This is a genomic window from Polaromonas sp. P4_F6 (genome assembly GCF_056401275.1).
In genome coordinates this window covers 136,528-153,794 of record NZ_JBFUJQ010000011.1, presented here as the reverse complement: position 1 = coordinate 153,794, position 17,267 = coordinate 136,528, and the positions used below count along the sequence as shown (strand labels likewise).

Genomic DNA, 17,267 nt, shown 5'->3' with positions numbered 1-17,267 from the left:
GCGCCGAGGAGCGCAGGTTCAGGCGGATCAGGGATCGCGTTGTCTGAGCGGAGTGAAACGGAGCGAGTTTAGCSAGACCCCGCCTGAGCCGAGCACCGCAGGTTGCCCGCAGCGAAGCGGAGGGACGCAGACACCAGGGTCGCCTTTTCTTTTGCTTACTTTTGGTGTTTGCGTAACTTCGCTGCGCGAAGTGAGCAAACCCCGCGCGCGTAGCGCGCCTTTTGGCGAACAAAAGAAAACCCGCTTTGCGGGTTTCGATAAAAGTGAGTAGCTGCCGGGCTACCCCCGGCCAGCAAGCCTCAGCAGAGTAAGCAGAAAGACGAAGAGAGGAGAAGGAGAGAGGGGAAGAGCGCGCTCAGCCGGAGCAAGACCCGGCCACAAGAACCTCAGAACCGGTAAGCCAGCTCCGTCCACATCCGCATCGCATCCGGCGCCTTGACCAGCTCGGGCGCGGTGCCCAGCGGTGAAGCCAGGTAGGCCCGGGCGCGCCACTGGTTGTAGCCACTCCAGTCGAGGCCGATACCGGCGCCGCTAAAGGTCGCGGTGTTGGTGCCGGTGGTCCAGGGGCGCTGGTTGACCTTGAGGTAGGCCCCGTCCCAGAAGGCCAGAGCCTGCAGCCTTCCGCCGCCGGCCGCGCCCAGGTCGTAGCGCAGCTCTATGCTGCCGCGGTAGCCCGCGTCGCCCGACAGCGCGCTGACGTCGTAGGCACGTACGGAATAAGGCCCGCCCACGGACATTTTTTGCGAGGAGTCGAGGTTGGTATTGGCCCATTGGCCGGCCCACGACACATACAGCGAGCCCCTGTCGCCCCAGCGCTGCAGGCGGGAGAAATTCAGGTTGGTCTTGGAAAACCAGCCTTCTGTTCTGGCGCTGGCCGCATCGCTCAGCCTGGCTTCCGCGACATCAAAGCCCAGCCGGCCCCGGGTCCATGCCAGGCTCCAGGTGCTGATGCCGCCGGACAGCAGGGTGTCGCGCCAGTCTCCGCTCAGGCTGGAAGTCCAGCTGCCCAGGTGCCGGTCCGTCTTCATGCCCGCCATGTCGATGCGCTCGCGCAGCTGCAGGTTGTCGTACTGGACCTGGCCGTAAACATTGGCAGTCTGGCTGCGCAGCAGCGGGTGCCTGCCCCAAAGGCTTTCGGTTTCGGCCGAGCCATTCGCGCCCAGCTCCTGCAGCGATCCGCCGATCTTGTAGTTCAGCATGGAATAGGCGGCCCCGCCGCGCGTGCCCTGGCCGTTCAACAGGGATTCGTAGCTCACGCGGCCGTAGTTGACCCCGGCGCCTGAACTCAGGCCACTCACACCCAGGACATCGCCACGCCGCAGGGGATTGTTGAAGAACACCGTGCCGCCGAGCCGGCCCCTGCCGGTGTAACTGTTGCCGTAGTCGTCCAGTACCAGGCTTCCGGAAGTCCCCGGGCCGGGCGTGGCCTGGATCACCAGGTCGGAGCTGCCCAGCCCTTCGCCGGGCCTTAAGGTGGCCTGCACCATCACGCCGGGTATGTCCGACATCAACAGCAAGGACTTGTCGAGCAGGGCCTGCTCCACCGGTTTCCCGCCCTGCAGCGGCGCGGCCGTGGCCTGCAGCAGCAGGTCGTTCACGCGCGTCTGGTTGTCGATGCCGACCTTGCCGTAGCGCGCCTCTATCACCAGAAAGCGCACAACGCCCGAGGAGATCACCTGCGCGGGCACCACGGCTCGCGCGAAGCTTTGGCCCCGGCCGCGGTAGTACCTGCTGATGCGTGTCGCCATTTCATCGAGTTGGTCGAGCGTGAGGGTTTTGCCTTCCGCGTCGGCCACCAGTCCATGCAGGGTGTCCGTCTCGACCAGGGTGTTGCCGAGGATCTGGATCGATTTGACGTCCACTGAAACCGGTGGACGTACGGGCGGTGCCGGGGCATTTTCCTGGTTGTTCAGGGTCGGCGCTTCCCCGCGGGGCGGCGGCGCGAAGGGCTGGGACGGCTGGACCTGCTGCAGGATGGTGCCGATATCGACCGGCAGCGGATCAGCCGCCCGGGCCGTCAAAAAGGGCGCGGCGGCCAGCAGCAGCACCGCGTGCTTTCGGGATACGAGGCATTTCATGGGAAAACTTCCGTGGAGCGACCGGTTTTATTTTTTGGCGGCGATCACACCGCTTCGCAACTGCACGCCACCGTCAACGATATGCAGGCGTGGGTCTTTTTTTGCCATGGCAAGGGGCGCGTCCGCCACCTCCTCGGCGAACTGGCTGGAAGGCTCCGGCGCTTCGCCGCCCGACGATGCATCGGTGCTTGCGCTGTGCGTCACGCGCAGGGTTGACGATGCCTCGGTCGAGTTGGCGTTGGGATTGGATTTGGCGTTGGAACTCGAACTGGCGCTGGAGTTGAATGTAGAGCGCTCCGTATCCAGGGCCTCTTTCGTGGCGGAACGAATGCCTCCATCATCCACTCCCAATCCCCGCCCGGACGTCGTCGTCGTCGTCGTCGTCGTCGGTGTCGGTGTCGGTGTCGGCGTCGCGGGCGCAGGTGCTGCGGGCAAAGGCGTGATGGCCGCAGTCAGCCCGGTGGGCTGTACCACCGCGTAGTTGCCGGCATCGGCGCCGCTCAGGGTAAAACCGGTCACGGTCACGGCCTTGCCGTTGCCCACGTTCGGGTCGGCAAAAGCCCCGTGGCCGCCACCGACGCTGACCACATCGCCGGCCAAGGCCGTGACGGCGGCGGTGCCGCCCAGGGTGGCGGCGGTCGTGCCGTCAAACACCTTGTTCTGGGCATTCACCCCGGTGATGGCCAGGGTGGCGGGCGTGATGTTGGCGGTGACACCGCTGGGCTGCGCGATGACGTAGTTGCCGGCATCGGCACCGCTCAGGGTATAGCCGGTGACGGTCACGGCCTTGCCGTTGCCCGCGTTTTTGTTGGCGAAGGTGCCGCTGCCCGTTCCGCCCAAGGCCACAACATCGGCGCCCAGGGCGGTGATGCTGGCCGTGCCGTTCAAGGTCGCGGTGGTGGTGGTGTCGTAGACCTTGTTGTTGGCGCCTACGCCGCTGACGGCCAGAGTGGCGGGCGTGATGTTGGCCGTGACGCCGGTTGGCTGCACGATGGTGTAATTGCCGGCGTCGGCACCGCCCAGGGTGTAGCCGGTGACCGTCACAGTCTTGCCATTGCCGACATTCTTGTTGGCGAACGTGCCGCTGCCGCCGCCAACCGTCACCACGTCACCGCCCAGGGCCGCAACACTGGCCGTGCCATTGAGCGTGGCCGTGGTGGTGGCGTCATAGACCTTGTTGTTGGCACCCACACCCGTGACGGCCAGGCTGGCCGGTGTGATGTTGGCCGTGACGCCCGTGGGCTGAGCTAGGGTGTAGTTGCCGGCGTCGGCACCGCTCAGCGTATAGCCGGTGACGGTCACGGCCTTGCCGTTGCCCACATTCTTGTTGGCGAAATTGCCGCTGCCGGTGCCGCCCACGGCCACCACGTCGCCGCCCAAAGCCGTGACCGCCGCCGTGCCGCTCAGCGTGGCGGCGGTGGTGGTGTCATAGACCTTGTTGTTGGCGGTCACGCCTGTGACGGTGATGCTGGCCGGCGTGATGTTCGCCGTCAGCCCCGTGGGTTGCACCACGGTGTAGTTACCGGCGTCGGCGCCGCCCAGCGTGTAACCGGTGACAGTCACGGCCTTGCCGTTGCCCACATTCTTGTTGGCGAAAGCACCGCTGCCGCCGCCAACCGTCACCACATCGGTGCCCAGGGCCGCAACGCTTGCCGTGCCGCTGAGGGTGGCGGCAGTCGTGGTGTCGTAGACCTTGTTGTTGGCGCTCACACCTGTGACCGTGATGCTGGCCGGCGTGATGTTGGCGGTGAGCCCTGTGGGCTGGACCACGGTGTAATTGCCGGCGTCTGCGCCACTCAGCGTGTAACCGGTGACAGTGACAGCCTTGCCATTGCCCACATTCTTGTTGGCGAAGTTGCCGCTGCCCGTTCCACCGATAGCCACCACGTCACCGCCCAGGGCGGTAACCGCCGCCGTTCCGCTGAGGGCAGCGGTGGTGGTGGCGTCGTAGACCTTGTTGTTGGCGCCTACACCCGTGACGGCCAGGCTGGCCGGCGTGATGTTGGCCGTGACGCCCGTGGGCTGAGCTATGGTGTAGTTGCCGGCGTCAGCCCCGCCCAGCGTGTAGCCGGTCACGGTCACGGTCTTGCCATTGCCCACATTCTTGTTGGCGAAAGTTCCGTTGCCGGTGCCGCCTACAGTGACGGTATCGCCACCCAGAGCGGCAACGCTGGCCGTGCCAGTGAGCGTGGCGGCAGTCGTGGTGTCGTACACCTTGTTGTTCGCGCCCACACCCGTGACCGTGAGGCTGGCGGGCGTGATGTTGGCGGTCAGCCCCGTGGGCAAGACCACGGTGTAGTTGCCTGCGTCGGCTCCGCCCAGCGTGTAGCCCGTGGCGGTCACGGTTTTGCCGTTGCCCACATTCTTGTTGGCGAAGGTGCCGGTGCCGCCGCCAACGGTCACCACATCACCGGCCAGGGCCGTGACGGCCGCGGTTCCGCCCAGCGTGGCGGCGGTTGTGGCGTCGTAGACCTTGTTGTTGGCGCTCACACCCGTGACCGTCAAGCTGGCAGGCGTGATGTTTGCTGTCACTGCCGTGGGTTGCACCACTGTGTAGTTGCCCGCATCGGCGCCGCCCAGCGTGTAGCCCGTGACAGTGACCGCCTTGCCATTGCCCACGTTCTTGTTGGCGAACGTTCCGCTGCCAGTCCCGCCCAAGGTGACGACATCGCCGCCCAAGGCTGTAACGCTGGCCGTGCCATTGAGCGTGGCGGTGGTCGTGGTGTCGTACACCTTGTTGTTCGCGCCCACCCCCGTGACCGTGAGGCTGGCGGGTGTAATGTTCGCCGCCAGCCCGGTGGGTTGCACCACGGTGTAGTTGCCCGCATCGACACCACCCAGCGTGTAGCCGGTGACAGTGACCGCCTTGCCGTTGCCCACATTTTTGTTGGCAAAAGTGGCGCTGCCGCCGCCAACGGTCACCACATCACCAGCCAGGGCCGTGACGGCCGCGGTTCCGCCCAGCGTGGCAGCCGCCGTGGTGTCGTACACCTTGTTGTTTGCGCTCACGCCCGTGACCGTCAGGCTGGCAGGCGTGATGTTGGCGGTCACCGCCGTGGGTTGCACCACGGTGTAGTTGCCCGCATCGGCGCCGCCCAGCGTGTAGCCGGTGACAGTGACCGCCTTGGCGTTGCCCACATTCTTGTTGGCGAAAGTGCCGCTGCCCGTCCCGCCCACGGTCACGACATCGCCGCCCAAGGCTGCAACGCTGGCCGTGCCATTGAGCGTGGCGGCAGTGGTGGTGTCGTACACCTTGTTGTTCGCCCCCACGCCGGTAACCGTCAGGCTGGCCGGTGTGATGTTGGCCCTGACACCGGTGGGCTGCACCACGGTGTAGTTGCCGGCATCGGCACCGCCCAGCGTATAGCCGGTGACATTGACCACCTTGTTGTTGCCCACGTTTTTGTCGACAAACCTGCCGCTGCCGCCGCCCACTGTCACCGTGTCACCGGCGATTGCCGTGACGCTGGCTACGCCATTGAGTGTGGCTGCGTCGCTGGCGTTGTATACCTTGCTGTCCGCGCCCACACCGGTGACTGTCAAGCTGGCTGGTGTGATGTTCGCCGTCCCCGTGGGCTGAACGATGACATAGTTGTTGGCATCGGCGCCGCCCAGGAAGTAGTTGGTGCCGGTGACGGTCTTGCCGTTGCCCACGTTCTTGTCGATGAACATGCCGACGTTGCCGCCGCCCACAAGCACGACATCGGTGCCCAGGGGCGTAACGGTCGGGGTGCCATTGAACGTGGTGGCACGGGTGCCGTCATACACCTTGCCGGCCGCGCTCACGCCGGTGACAGCGAGGCTGGCCGGTGTGATATTTGCCGTCAGCCCCGTGGGCTGCACCACGGCATAGTTGCCGGCGTCGGCTCCGCTCAATGTGTAGCCGGTGACAGTCACGGCCTTGCCGTTGCCCGCGTTCTTGTCGGCGAAGGTGCCGCTGCCCACACCGGTCACGCTCACCGTGTCACCGGCAATGGCCGTAACGCTTGCCGTTCCGTTCAAGGTGGCGCCCACGCCGGCGTCGTACACCTTGTTGGCCGCGCTGACGCCCGTGACCACCAGGTTGGCGGGATTCACGGTCAGAGTGCCATTGGCGTAACTGATGTCATAGCCCTGCTGGTTGGAATACAGGCCCGACCCTGTCACCGTGTAGCTGCCGGCATTGACCGCCCCCTGGGCGTTTCCGCCGAAGCTGACGCTCCCCGACAGGCTGCCGCAGGCCACGTTGGAGCAACTGATGCCGGTCCCGCCGTTCCATGCCAGCTTGTCGTAGGTCTTGCTGGTATTGCCGACGGTGACCGTGACCGGCGTCATCAATGATTTGAGCAGCGGACGGCTGTGCCCGTCATAAATCCGCCAGACGTTGGCCAAATCCCAGTTCGGGTTGACGTTGCCGTTGGCGGCCGTGGCTGAGTTGAAATTGGCCTGTTGCTGCATCTGGGCCGTGGTCATGCCGGTGCCGCCGCCCGCGCTGGTGGCCTGCCCGGTGGTCGTGGTGTCCCAAAAACTGCCGCTGATCGTCCCGGCCGTCTGGCTCCCTACCAAACCGCCCACGCTGCCGGCGGTGCCCGTCACCTGTCCGGCGGCATAGCTGTTGGTGATCGTGCCGCCGCTGTTGCTCATGTCTCCCACCAGCCCGCCTGTCTTGGTGGTGCCGGTGACGGCGCCCGTGGCATAGCTGTTGCTGATGCTTCCGCCGCTGCCGCTCCACAAACCAACCAGGCCGCCGTTGGTATCGCCGGAGCTGTTGACGGTGGCACTGGAATAACTGCTGCTGATGTTGCCGACATGGAGCATGTAGCCAACGAGTCCACCGGCAGCCTGACCGCTGGTTACGGTACCGGTGGAATAGCTGTTGCTGATATCACCTTGGTTGTACCCCGCCAGCCCACCGGTGAAAACCGATCCATTCACATTGCCTGTCGCGTAACTGTGGTCGATTTTTGAGTTGCCGCTGGTCCCCCCCACCAGCCCACCGGCATCGGCGCCTCCGGACACGTTCGTGCTGGCGTAGCTGTTGCTGATGATGCCGTCGTTCCATCCCGCCAATGCACCGGTATCGTTGTTGGTACTCCTGACTGAACCGCCCACCAGGCCGACATTGCGGATAACGCTGGCCGAAGAGGTGGAACCGAACAGGCCGGTGAACCGCGTCGTTCGGTCTATGGTGAGGCCGGTGATGGTGTGGCCCAGGCCGTCAAAAGTACCGTAAAAACAATTGGGGGTGCAGCCACTGTTGCCTGTTCCGATAGGCGCGAAGCCCGCACCGCCGTTCCAGGTGCTCGTGAGCGCAGCATCGATGTCGGCCCCCAACACATAGCGCCCGCCGAGATTGCCGCTAATGCCCTGCAGATCGGTGGTGGTGGTGCTGCCCGCGGCGCCCAGGTCGGTGATGACGGTATACGCGATGGTGGCGCCGGTGCTGCCTCGTTTGGTGCTGAAGTTGTTGCCCGCCGGCAGGTTGACCTTCGCGCCGTTGTTGACGTTGTAAGAGCTGCCGGTGCCGTTTGTCGTACCCTGGCCGTATTCCAGCGCCAGCTTGCCCGTGCCCGAGGCGTTGAGGTTGGCGTTGATGTTGATGTTGTTCTGCGCGTTGAGCGTCAGCTGGTTGGCGCTCCAGCCCACCACGTCGTTGACGTTGACGTCGCCCGCCGTGCCCGCGGCGCCGCTGCTGCTCTGGATGACGACGTTGCCCGCGCCCAGGTTGGTGCCCAGCGCCGCGCCCGTGATGTCCCCGCCCGAGGCGGCGACGGTGAAGTTCACCGGGTCGATCAGCCAGGTGCCGCTGCTGCCGGTGGGGGCCGCCGTGGTGATTCTGGCGTCATCCGCAATCTTCACCTGCGCGCCCGAGGTCTCGATGAAACCACCGTTGCCGCCATTGGGCGCCGAGGCGTCCAGCGTGCCCGCGACCTTGGCGGTGCCGGCGGCCATGCCGCCCAGCAGGATGATGGTGCCGTTGCGGTTTTCCACGGTGCGCGCCTGGATCACGCCGCTGTTGTTGACCACGCTGGCCAGCAGCGAATCCCGGGCGCCGGCGCTCAGGAATACCTGGCCGCCGTCGGCCCGGATCAGCCCGCCGTTTTCGGCCAGGCTGTTGAGCACGCTCTGGTCGACCACGACCTTGAGCAACTGGTTGTCCTGCAGGGTCAGGGTGGCCGCGCTGCCGGCCGCCAGCGCCACGCTGCCCTTGGGGGCGTTGATGCTGCCCTGGTTGCGCACGGTGTTGCCGATCAGGACGACATAACCGCCCGGGGCCGCAGTGAGGGTGCCCAGGTTGACCACGCTGCCCGAACCGCTGCCGCTGAAAGTGCGCTGGGCACTGCCCAGGTCCGCATCCTTGACGTCCAGCGTGGAGGCGACCAGCCCGCCCACATTGACCTGGGCGCCGGCGCCGAAGAGCACGCCGTTGGGGTTGATCAGGTAGACCTGCCCGTTGGCATTGAGCTGGCCCATGATCTGGCTGCCCTGGGTGTCCAGGATGCGGTTCACCGCGATCGCGCTGGCCGAGGGCTGCACGAACTTGACGCTTTCCTGCGCGCCGACGTTAAAGCTCTTCCAGTTCAGGGAGGCGTTCTGGCTGGACTGGGTGATGGTGGTGTTGGCCCCGCTCTGGGAGATGCTGGCCGCACCCGAGGTGACCTGGCCATCCACCGGCCCGGCCTGGGCCGTGGCCGCCCCGAGCAGCAAAACCGCTGTTGCGGGTTTGCGCAGGGCCCATCGGCCTGCCGCGCGGCCGGCGGCCCGGCCCAGCGCGTCAAGAAATGGCGGAGCCGCGAGGGCCTGCTGGCCAATTCTTGTTACAACTCCTGCAGCTTTTGCGCTGCCGCTCGAATTTTTTTTGTGCATTTTTCACACTCCGCAAGACCCCCTTTGTCAGTCGATTGAAAGAGAGGGGTCGGTCGAAGTGATGGTATGCAGAAAGGAATCGCAGCAGATCAGCTCAAAAAAAGATCTTTTTACGGTTAATAGAAACGGCTCCGGGTCGGAGCATTTTGTTTCAAATGGTTACCTCTTTGGTTGTAACATTTGACCGCCGCGCCGTTGCAAAAAACATACAGCCACAAAGGGCGAAGTGGCGCGAAAGCGGACCACATTGCTTCAACCCGGCGTTTTTCAGCGATCGCGCAGCCCGATTTCCACCGTCGGGTAGCGCAGGCGAAGCCGCAATTCGCGCTTGAGGCGGCTGTTGTCCAGCCGGCGCGATTCACTCATGAAGCTCAAGAGCACCCCGGGCAGCTCTTGCTGGGCGCTGCCGCGCGCCAGGCGCGCCGGCCGCGGCAAGCCGTAAAGATCGGCCGCCAGGTCGAAGTAGTCGCCCATCTTGAGCTGGGTGTCGTCACTGGCATTGCTGGCGCGCTGCGGCTTGCCGCGCCACAGCGCCGCGAGGCAGGCACGGGCCAGATCGTCGGCGTGGACGTGGTTGGTGTAGACGTCGTCCTCCGCGCGCAGCACCGGCGTGCCTTTGAGCAGCCGCCCGCGCGGCGTGCCGCCTTCGCGGTCGGGCGCGTAAATGCCCGGAATGCGCAGCAGGTGCACCCGGGTGCCGGTGGCCCGGCCGAACAGCCGCACATGCGCCTCGGCATGCACGCGGCGCTGGGCGCGCGGCGTGTGGGCGTTCAGCGGCCGGGTTTCGCGCACCCATTCGCCGCCGCAGTCGCCGTAGACCCCGCTGGTGGAGGCATAGACCAGGGAGCGCGGCAGGCCGCGCAGCCGCAGGGCGCGCAGCAGGGCCAGCGTGCGCGGGTCGCTGCGCAAGTCGGCTCTGTCATTCGGGGGCGGCGCCAGGTGCAACACCCGGGTGGCCAGGCCCGCCAGCCGGCGCAGCGAGGCGCCTTCGTCCAGGTTGCCCTGCAGCGGCGTGATGCCCCGGGAGCGCAGTTCGGCCACACGCGCGGCCGAAGAGGTGAGCGCCATGAGCCTGGCATTGCGCGGCAGCTGCCGGGCCGCGCGCAGGCCCACGTCGCCGCAGCCGACGATCAAAATGCGCTCCCTGCGGAAGCGGGAAGGCAGTGCACCTAAAGGACTTAAGTTTGAGGGCAAAATTGGGGGTTGCCGGGAAAACCGGCCAAGTCGAGAACAGTTACCGCAAGGATACCGAATATGAGCTTTAACGTGACCGTGCAGCCCAGCGGCCGGACTTTCATCGCCCAGGTGGACGAAGCCCTGCTGGCCGCCGCCATACGCCAGGGCATAGGCCTGCCCTACGGCTGCAAGGACGGCGCTTGCGGTTCCTGCAAATCCAGAAAACTCGAAGGCACGGTGACCCACGGCGCGCACCAGGCCAAGGCCCTGTCGCCCGAGGAAGAAGCCGCCGGCTTCATCCTCACCTGCTGCGCCACGGCCCATTCCGATGTGGTCATCGAGTCGCGCCACGTGACCGACGAAAGCGCCTTCCCCGTCAAGAAGATGCCGGTGCGCATCAACAGCCTGGCCAAGGCCTCGCACGACGTGATGGTGGTGCGCCTGCAACTGCCGGCCAGCGACGTGTTCAAGTACCACGCCGGCCAGTATGTGGAGTTTTTGCTGCGCGACGGCGACCGCCGCGCTTATTCCATGGGCAACGCACCGCACACCCAGGCCGAGAACCCGGGCGTGGAACTGCACATCCGCCACATGCCGGGCGGCAAGTTCACCGAGCATGTGTTCGGCCCCATGAAGGAAAAGGAAATCCTGCGCATCGAAGGCCCTTTCGGCAGCTTCTACCTGCGCGAAGACAGCGACAAGCCCATGGTGCTGCTGGCCTCGGGCACCGGTTTTGCGCCCATCAAGGCGCTGATCGAGCACCTGCAGTTCAAGGGCATCACGCGCCCGGCTGTGCTCTACTGGGGCGGCCGCCGACCGGCCGACCTGTACATGGACGAATGGGTGAAAACCAAGGCCGCGGAAATGCCGAATTTGCGCTACGTGCCTGTGGTGTCCAATGCCCTGCCCGAGGACAACTGGACCGGCCGCACCGGCTTTGTCCACCAGGCCGTGCTGGAGGATTTCGCCGACCTGTCGGGCCACCAGGTGTATGCCTGCGGCGCACCCATCGTGGTGGACTCGGCCCAGGCCGCCTACACCGCGGCCGGACTGCCGGAAGATGAGTTTTATGCCGACTCCTTTGTGACCGAAAAGGAAAAATCCCAGGCCACGGTTCCCGCGGAAACCTGAGCGGCGCACCCAACAAACAAGAAGAATAAAAGAAGAAGAAAAAGAAACGCCCCGGCTGATGTATCAGCCGGGGCTTTTTTTATGCGCGGTTCAAGGGCGGCGAACTTCAGCCGGCTTTGGCGGGCACGGGCGCGACCTGCCGGTCATGCTTCTGGCGGCGGATGGCGGCGCTGGCGCGGTTTTCTTCGTGTTTGAGTTTGCGGCGTTCGGCCTTGGTGACCTTGCCGTCGGATTTGGCGGCCAGCTTGTCGGCTTCGATTTTGGTCTCGCGCTTGTCGAGCTTGGCCGTTTCCTTGGCGGTCAGCGTACCCGAGCTGACGCCCTGGTCAATGCGCTTTTCCTGGTTGGCCTGGCGCTGGTCGATGCGGGGCGTGGCCAGCGGGTCTTTGGGCGCCGCGGGGGCGGCGGGCGCCTGGGCAAAAGCAAGGCCACCGGTAGCCAGTGCAAGGGCGGCGGCAAGGGTGTGAATCTTCATGGGGTTTCCTTGGGTTTGAGGTTGAGAAAACATGAAGCGGGCGCCTCATGACATCCCAACGCGGCGCGGCCGCCGGGCGTCCATGTCTCGCAGGTAAAGATGCTGTAACCGCGATGTTCCAGGCAGGAGGCTGCTGCCTCAAACTTTTTTGCAACAATAGGGCAATGAATATTCGACCCCTCACCCTCCCCTTCCTGCTGGCCAAAAGCCTGGCCGTCGTTTTGACGGCTGGCGCGGCCCTGTCACCCGTCCCGGCACTGGCCCAGGCCAAGATCACGCGCATCATCGTGCCCTATGCGGCCGGCGGCCCCATCGACGCAACCGCCCGCCTGATGGCTGAGCGCGTAAAAGACTCGCTGGGCACCGTGATCATTGAAAACAAGCCGGGCGGCGGCGGCAACATCGGCGTCGACGCGATCGCCAAGGCCCAGCCCGACGGCCTCACGGTCGGCATCTCGGCGGTGGCCACGCATGCCATCAACCCCTGGCTTTACAGCAAGATGCCGTACAACGCGGCCACCGATTTCGCACCCATCACGCAGATGGTGCGTGTGCCCAATGTGCTGGTGATGAACGCCGACACCGCGCGGCGCCTGAACATCAACACACTGGCCGACCTCATCAAATACGCCAAGGCCAACCCGGCCAAGCTCAACTACGCCAGCGGCGGCAACGGCAGCGCGGGCCACCTGGCCGGCGAGATGTTCAAGGCCCAGGCCGGCATCTTCGCGCTGCACATTCCCTACAACGGCGGCAACCCGGCCCAGCTGGCGCTGCTCAGCGGCCAGGTCGACTACAACTTCGACAACCTCGCCACGGCCTCGGCCAACATCAAGGCCGGCAAGCTCAAGGCCCTGGCCGTGACCACCGCCAAGCGCAGCGCCATGCTGCCCGAGGTGCCGGCGGTCTCCGAGACGCTCAAGGGTTTTGAGATCGACACCTGGTGGGGCTTGGTGGCGCCCGCCGGCACACCCAAGGACGTGGTGGCCAAACTCAACCATGCCTTTGTCGCCGCGCTGAACTCCCCCGAAGCCAAGTCTCGCTTTGCCACGCTGATGGCCGAACCCGTGGGCAGCACGCCCGAGCAGTTCGGCGCCTTCATGAAAAGCGAGCTGGCCAAGTATGAAAAAGTGGTGAAGGCCTCGGGCGCCAAGGTGGATTGATCCGAGGCCCATAAAAAAGGCCGGCCCCACGAAAGGGGCCGGCCTTTTTCATTGCTCACCGCCGCCGCGACTCTTAAACCCAGCAGGAGCCGCGGAACCGGCTTTGCCGGGCCGCAGGCGCAGCGGCCCCCTCGGGGGGCAGCGCATTACACGAAGTGAAAAGCGTGGGGGCTCACTTCACACGGTCGCCGTAGCGGATGCTTTTGAGGGAGCCGCCCTCAAACAACAGCATGGTCATGAACTGCCCATAACCGGGGTTGTAAGTCCACTCCTCAACCTGCTGGCAGGTGTTGACCGTGACGTTGGCGGTGGCGCTGGGCACCGTCGGCGTGGTGACGGGCGCGCTGGAAACGGTTTCCTGCACGGGCTTGCAGAAGCTGTCCTTCATGACGGGCTCGCCGCATTTTTGCAAAATGGTGCCCTTGGAGTTGCCGATCTGCGCAAGGTCACCCTTGCAGCGTAGCGATTGGGCAGAGGCGCCGGTGAACGCGGACGAAGCCAGCAAGGCCAGGGTCACAGCGGCGGCGCGGACAAGGATTGGATTCATTTTTTGCTTCCCAGGGTTCGATAAAGATGCGCGTGCGGCGCACCCTTCGAACTTTATGCGCAAAGATTTGGCGCCGCAAGGCATTTGCGGCCCCGGGCCGGCCTGCCGGTGTTACGGCTGTAATGCGCATCCCGCGGCACCGTGCGGCGCGCGGGCTGGCGCAAAACAACGGCTTATTCGCCGAGGTAGGCGGCGCGCACGCGCGGGTCGCTGAGCAGCTGCTTGGCGTCGCCGTTCATGGTGACGTTGCCGGACTCCATGACGTAGCCGCGGTTGGCGATGCCCAGCGCGCGGCTGGCATTCTGCTCGACCAGCAGCACCGTCACGCCGCGCGAAGAGACGTCCTTCACGACCTCGAAGATCTTGTCGACCATGATGGGCGACAGACCCATGGAGGGCTCATCGAGCAGCAGCACCTTGGGCCGGCTCATCAGCGCGCGGCCCATGGCCAGCATCTGCTGTTCGCCGCCGGACATGGTGCCGGCCAGCTGGTCCTTGCGCTCACGCAGGCGCGGGAACAGCACGAACATCTTTTCGATGTCTTCGGCGATGCCGGCCTTGTCGCTGCGGATGTAGGCGCCCATCTGCAGGTTTTCGGTGATGGTCATGCGGGTGAACACGCCGCGGCCCTCCGGCACCATGGCCAGGCCTTCCTTGACCAGGTCCCAGGCGCCGCGGCCCTTGATGCTTTTACCCAGGTATTCGATGTCGCCGTCCAGCATCGGCAGGGTGCCGGTGATGGCCTTCATGGTGGTGGTCTTGCCGGCGCCGTTGGAGCCGATCAGCGTGACCAGTTCGCCGTCGTGGACTTCGAAGTCCACGCCCTTGACCGCCTGGATACCGCCGTAGGCGACTTTCAGGCCGGTCACTTTGAGGAGTGTGTTTGCTGCCATGTTCTTGTTTTCCTTCAATGACCGGTGCCCAGATAGGCGGTGATCACTTTTTCGTCTTTTTGCACTTCGGCGGGCGCGCCTTCGGCGATCTGCTTGCCGTAGTCGAGCACGGTGACCCGGTCGCACAGGCCCATGACCAGCTTGACGTCGTGCTCGATCAGCAGGATGGTGCGGTTGTCCTTGCGGATACGGTCTATCAGTTCGCGCAGCTGCACTTTTTCGGTGGCGTTCATGCCGGCGGCCGGCTCGTCGAGCGCGATCAGTTGCGGGTCGGTGGCCAGCGCCCGGGCGATTTCCAGGCGGCGTTGGTCGCCGTAGCTCAGCGTGCGGGCCTTGAAGTCGGCATATTTGCCTATGCCCACGTAATCCAGCAGTTCCTGCGAGCGCTTGGCGATGGCGGCTTCCTCGTGCTTGAAGCCGGGCGTGCGGAACACCGCGCCCATGAGGCCGGACTGCGTGCGGATATGCCGGCCGACCATCACGTTTTCCAGGGCCGTCATGTCGGCGAAGAGCCGGATGTTCTGGAAGGTGCGGGCGATGCCGGCCTTGGCGACTTCGTGCACGGCCGTGGGCTTGTAGGCCTTGCCGGCAAGTTCAAAAGTGCCGCTGTCGGGCGTGTAAAGCCCGGTCAGCACATTGAAGAAAGTGGTCTTGCCGGCGCCGTTGGGGCCGATCAGGCCGTAAACCTGGCCGCGCTGGATGTGGATACCGACATCGCTCAGGGCTTGCAAGCCGCCGAAGCGCTTGGAGACACCGGAGACTTTAAGAATGGTTTCGCTCATGTCCATTCTCCTTAGGGGTTGATTGACTGAATGGGGTCTTTGCCGGCGACCTTATTCAGCGACTTGCCGTGCTCGGCGGAAGGCCAGAGGCCGCGCGGACGCATCAGCATGATGGTGATCATGGCCAGCGCGATCAGCAACTGGCGCAGGATGGCGGAGTCGAGGCGGCCGTCGGTCATGGCCTGCAGCGGGCCGGCCACATGGCGCAGCACTTCGGGCAGGGCGGCCAGCAGCAAGGCGCCCAGGATGACGCCGGGCAGGTGGCCTATGCCTCCCAGCACCACCATGGCGACGATCATGACGGATTCCATCAGGCTGAAGGATTCGGGCGACACAAAGCCCTGGAAGGCCGCGAACATCGAGCCGGACACGCCGCCGAAGGTGGCGCCCATGCCGAAAGCCAGCAGCTTCATGTTGCGGGTGTTGATGCCCATGGCCTTGGCGGCGATCTCGTCTTCGCGGATGGCCATCCAGGCGCGGCCTATGCGGGAGTTTTCCAGGCGGTGGCAGATGACGACCGAAACGATCACCAGCACCAGGAACAGGTAGTAGTACATGGACACCGAGTTGACCTCGATGCCGAAGAACTCATGCGGCTTGCCCAGGTCGAAGCCGAAGAACTTCATCGAGTCGATCTGGTTGATGCCCTTGGGGCCGTTGGTCAGGTTGATGGGGCGGTCCAGGTTGTTCAGGAACACCCGGATGATTTCACCGAAGCCCAGCGTCACGATGGCCAGGTAGTCGCCGCGCAGCTTGAGGGTCGGGGCGCCCAGTATCACGCCGAAGAAACCGGCGAGCGCCGCGGCGGCCGGAATGATGGCCCAGATCGGCAAATGCAGGCCGTTCGGGAACTGCGCCGCGATCCAGGGGAAGGCGTCGGCCAGGTGGGGTGAACCGAGCAACGCGAACAGATAGGCGCCGACGGCGAAGAAGGCGACATAGCCCAGGTCCAGCAGGCCGGCGTAGCCGACCACGATGTTCAGGCCCAGCGCCAGCAGCACATAGAGCAGCGCCATGTCGACAATGCGCACCCAGGCGTTGCCGCCCTGCTGCAGGATCAGGGGCAGCACCAGCAGCGCCGCCGCGACGACCAGAAAGGTCACCAGTTTTTTCGATTGTGTGGAATTCATCAATATTCTCCTTGTGTACCGGATGGAGGGGCCTTCAGGCCCGGTCCGCCACACGCTCACCGAGCAGGCCCGAAGGCCGCAGCGTGAGGACAAAAATCAGCACGATAAAGGCGAAGATGTCGGAGTACTGGCTGCCCAGCACGCCGCCGGTCAGCGGCCCGATATAACCTGCGCCTATCGACTCGATCAGGCCCAGCAGGATGCCGCCCAGCACCGCGCCGCCGAGGTTGCCGATGCCGCCGAACACGGCGGCCGTGAAGGCCTTGAGGCCGGGCAAGAAGCCCATGGTGTGCTGCACCGTGCCGTAGTTGGAGGCGTACATCACACCGGCCAGCGCCGCCAGCACGGCGCCGATGATGAAGGTGGCGGAGATGACGGTGTCGGGTTTGACGCCCATGAGGGCCGCCACGCGCGGGTTCTCGGCGGTGGCCCGCATGGCGCGGCCCAGCTTGGTGTAGTGCACCAGCCACATCAGCACGGAGAGGGAGACGGCGGTGGCGCCCAGGATGAAGAGCTGGGTCACCGTGATGACGGCGCCGCCGACCTGGAAGGGCTCGGTGGGCAGCAGGGTGGGATAGGGTTTGTAGTTGGGTTTCCAGATGATCATGGCCAGTGTCTGCAGCAGCAGCGACATGCCGATGGCGGTGATCAGCGGGGCCAGTTTGGGGGAGTTTCGCAGCGGCCGGTAGGCGATTTTTTCAATCGCGAAGTTCAGGGCTCCGCAGACGACAAAGGCGATCAGCAGCGATATCAGCAAAATCAGCCAGCCCGGCGCGCCCGGCATGGCCTCCTGCATCCAGCGGATGATGGTCCAGCTGGTCAGCGCCCCCACCATCAAAACCTCGCCGTGCGCGAAATTGATCAGGTTGATGATGCCGTACACCATCGTGTAGCCCAGCGCGATCAGGGCATACATGCTGCCCAGGACCAGACCGTTGATGATCTGCTGTAGCAATACTTCCATAACTCACTCTCCCATGTAAATGAAATGCCAACTCAGTCTGGCGGCACCTGCCGCCGGGATCACCGGTGGCTGGCGCGAGTTA

General features: G+C 64.9%; 11 protein-coding genes. 2 read left to right on the top strand and 9 right to left on the bottom strand.

The window, feature by feature from the left end:
* Positions 1-386: 386 nt before the first annotated feature.
* From AC1DUN_RS21565 to AC1DUN_RS21555, 3 genes are all read right to left on the bottom strand, one after another.
* A complete protein-coding gene (locus AC1DUN_RS21565; protein ID WP_477715768.1) occupies positions 387-2,078 on the bottom strand; it encodes a ShlB/FhaC/HecB family hemolysin secretion/activation protein in 1,692 nt (563 codons plus the stop codon).
* Between the two features lie 27 nt (positions 2,079-2,105).
* Positions 2,106-8,924, bottom strand: a complete 6,819-nt coding sequence (locus AC1DUN_RS21560) for a YDG domain-containing protein (RefSeq protein WP_477715767.1) — start codon at positions 8,922-8,924, stop codon at positions 2,106-2,108.
* Positions 8,925-9,191: 267 nt separating this feature from the next.
* Entirely contained in the window at positions 9,192-10,118 is a 927-nt protein-coding gene (locus AC1DUN_RS21555) for an NAD-dependent epimerase/dehydratase family protein (RefSeq protein ID WP_477715766.1), read from the bottom strand.
* Positions 10,119-10,178: 60 nt separating this feature from the next.
* On the opposite strand from AC1DUN_RS21555, the gene AC1DUN_RS21550 reads away from it, so the two are divergent.
* Positions 10,179-11,231: a CDP-6-deoxy-delta-3,4-glucoseen reductase gene (locus tag AC1DUN_RS21550; protein WP_477715765.1), complete on the top strand. Its 1,053-nt coding sequence runs from the start codon at positions 10,179-10,181 to the stop codon at positions 11,229-11,231.
* 106 nt (positions 11,232-11,337) lie between these two features.
* Here the strand turns inward: AC1DUN_RS21550 and AC1DUN_RS21545 are convergent, their stop codons facing one another.
* Positions 11,338-11,706 carry a hypothetical protein gene (locus tag AC1DUN_RS21545; protein WP_477715764.1) on the bottom strand — a complete coding sequence of 123 codons (369 nt, stop codon included), beginning with the start codon at positions 11,704-11,706 and terminating at the stop codon, positions 11,338-11,340.
* Between the two features lie 164 nt (positions 11,707-11,870).
* Between AC1DUN_RS21545 and AC1DUN_RS21540 the strand changes: the two genes are divergently transcribed.
* Positions 11,871-12,869 (top strand): Bug family tripartite tricarboxylate transporter substrate binding protein, encoded by a 999-nt coding sequence (locus tag AC1DUN_RS21540; protein ID WP_477715763.1) that lies wholly within the window; start codon positions 11,871-11,873, stop codon positions 12,867-12,869.
* A 172-nt stretch (positions 12,870-13,041) separates the two neighbouring features.
* Here AC1DUN_RS21540 and AC1DUN_RS21535 read toward each other — a convergent pair whose 3' ends face one another.
* The 5 genes from AC1DUN_RS21535 to AC1DUN_RS21515 all read right to left on the bottom strand — a co-directional run bounded on the left by AC1DUN_RS21535 (position 13,042) and on the right by AC1DUN_RS21515 (position 17,185).
* The gene (locus tag AC1DUN_RS21535; protein WP_477715762.1) at positions 13,042-13,416 is read right to left on the bottom strand and encodes a DUF2845 domain-containing protein; all 375 of its coding nucleotides are present in this window, start codon (positions 13,414-13,416) and stop codon (positions 13,042-13,044) included.
* 173 nt (positions 13,417-13,589) lie between these two features.
* Complete coding sequence (locus AC1DUN_RS21530; protein ID WP_074578237.1) at positions 13,590-14,309, bottom strand: ABC transporter ATP-binding protein; 720 nt, start codon at positions 14,307-14,309, stop codon at positions 13,590-13,592.
* A gap of 14 nt (positions 14,310-14,323) precedes the next feature.
* Positions 14,324-15,091, bottom strand: a complete 768-nt coding sequence (locus tag AC1DUN_RS21525; protein WP_477661243.1) for an ABC transporter ATP-binding protein — start codon at positions 15,089-15,091, stop codon at positions 14,324-14,326.
* Positions 15,092-15,102: 11 nt separating this feature from the next.
* Positions 15,103-16,221 carry an ABC transporter permease subunit gene (locus AC1DUN_RS21520; protein WP_477715761.1) on the bottom strand — a complete coding sequence of 373 codons (1,119 nt, stop codon included), beginning with the start codon at positions 16,219-16,221 and terminating at the stop codon, positions 15,103-15,105.
* A 34-nt stretch (positions 16,222-16,255) separates the two neighbouring features.
* The gene (locus AC1DUN_RS21515) at positions 16,256-17,185 is read right to left on the bottom strand and encodes a branched-chain amino acid ABC transporter permease (protein ID WP_413329891.1); all 930 of its coding nucleotides are present in this window, start codon (positions 17,183-17,185) and stop codon (positions 16,256-16,258) included.
* Positions 17,186-17,267 lie beyond the last annotated feature (82 nt).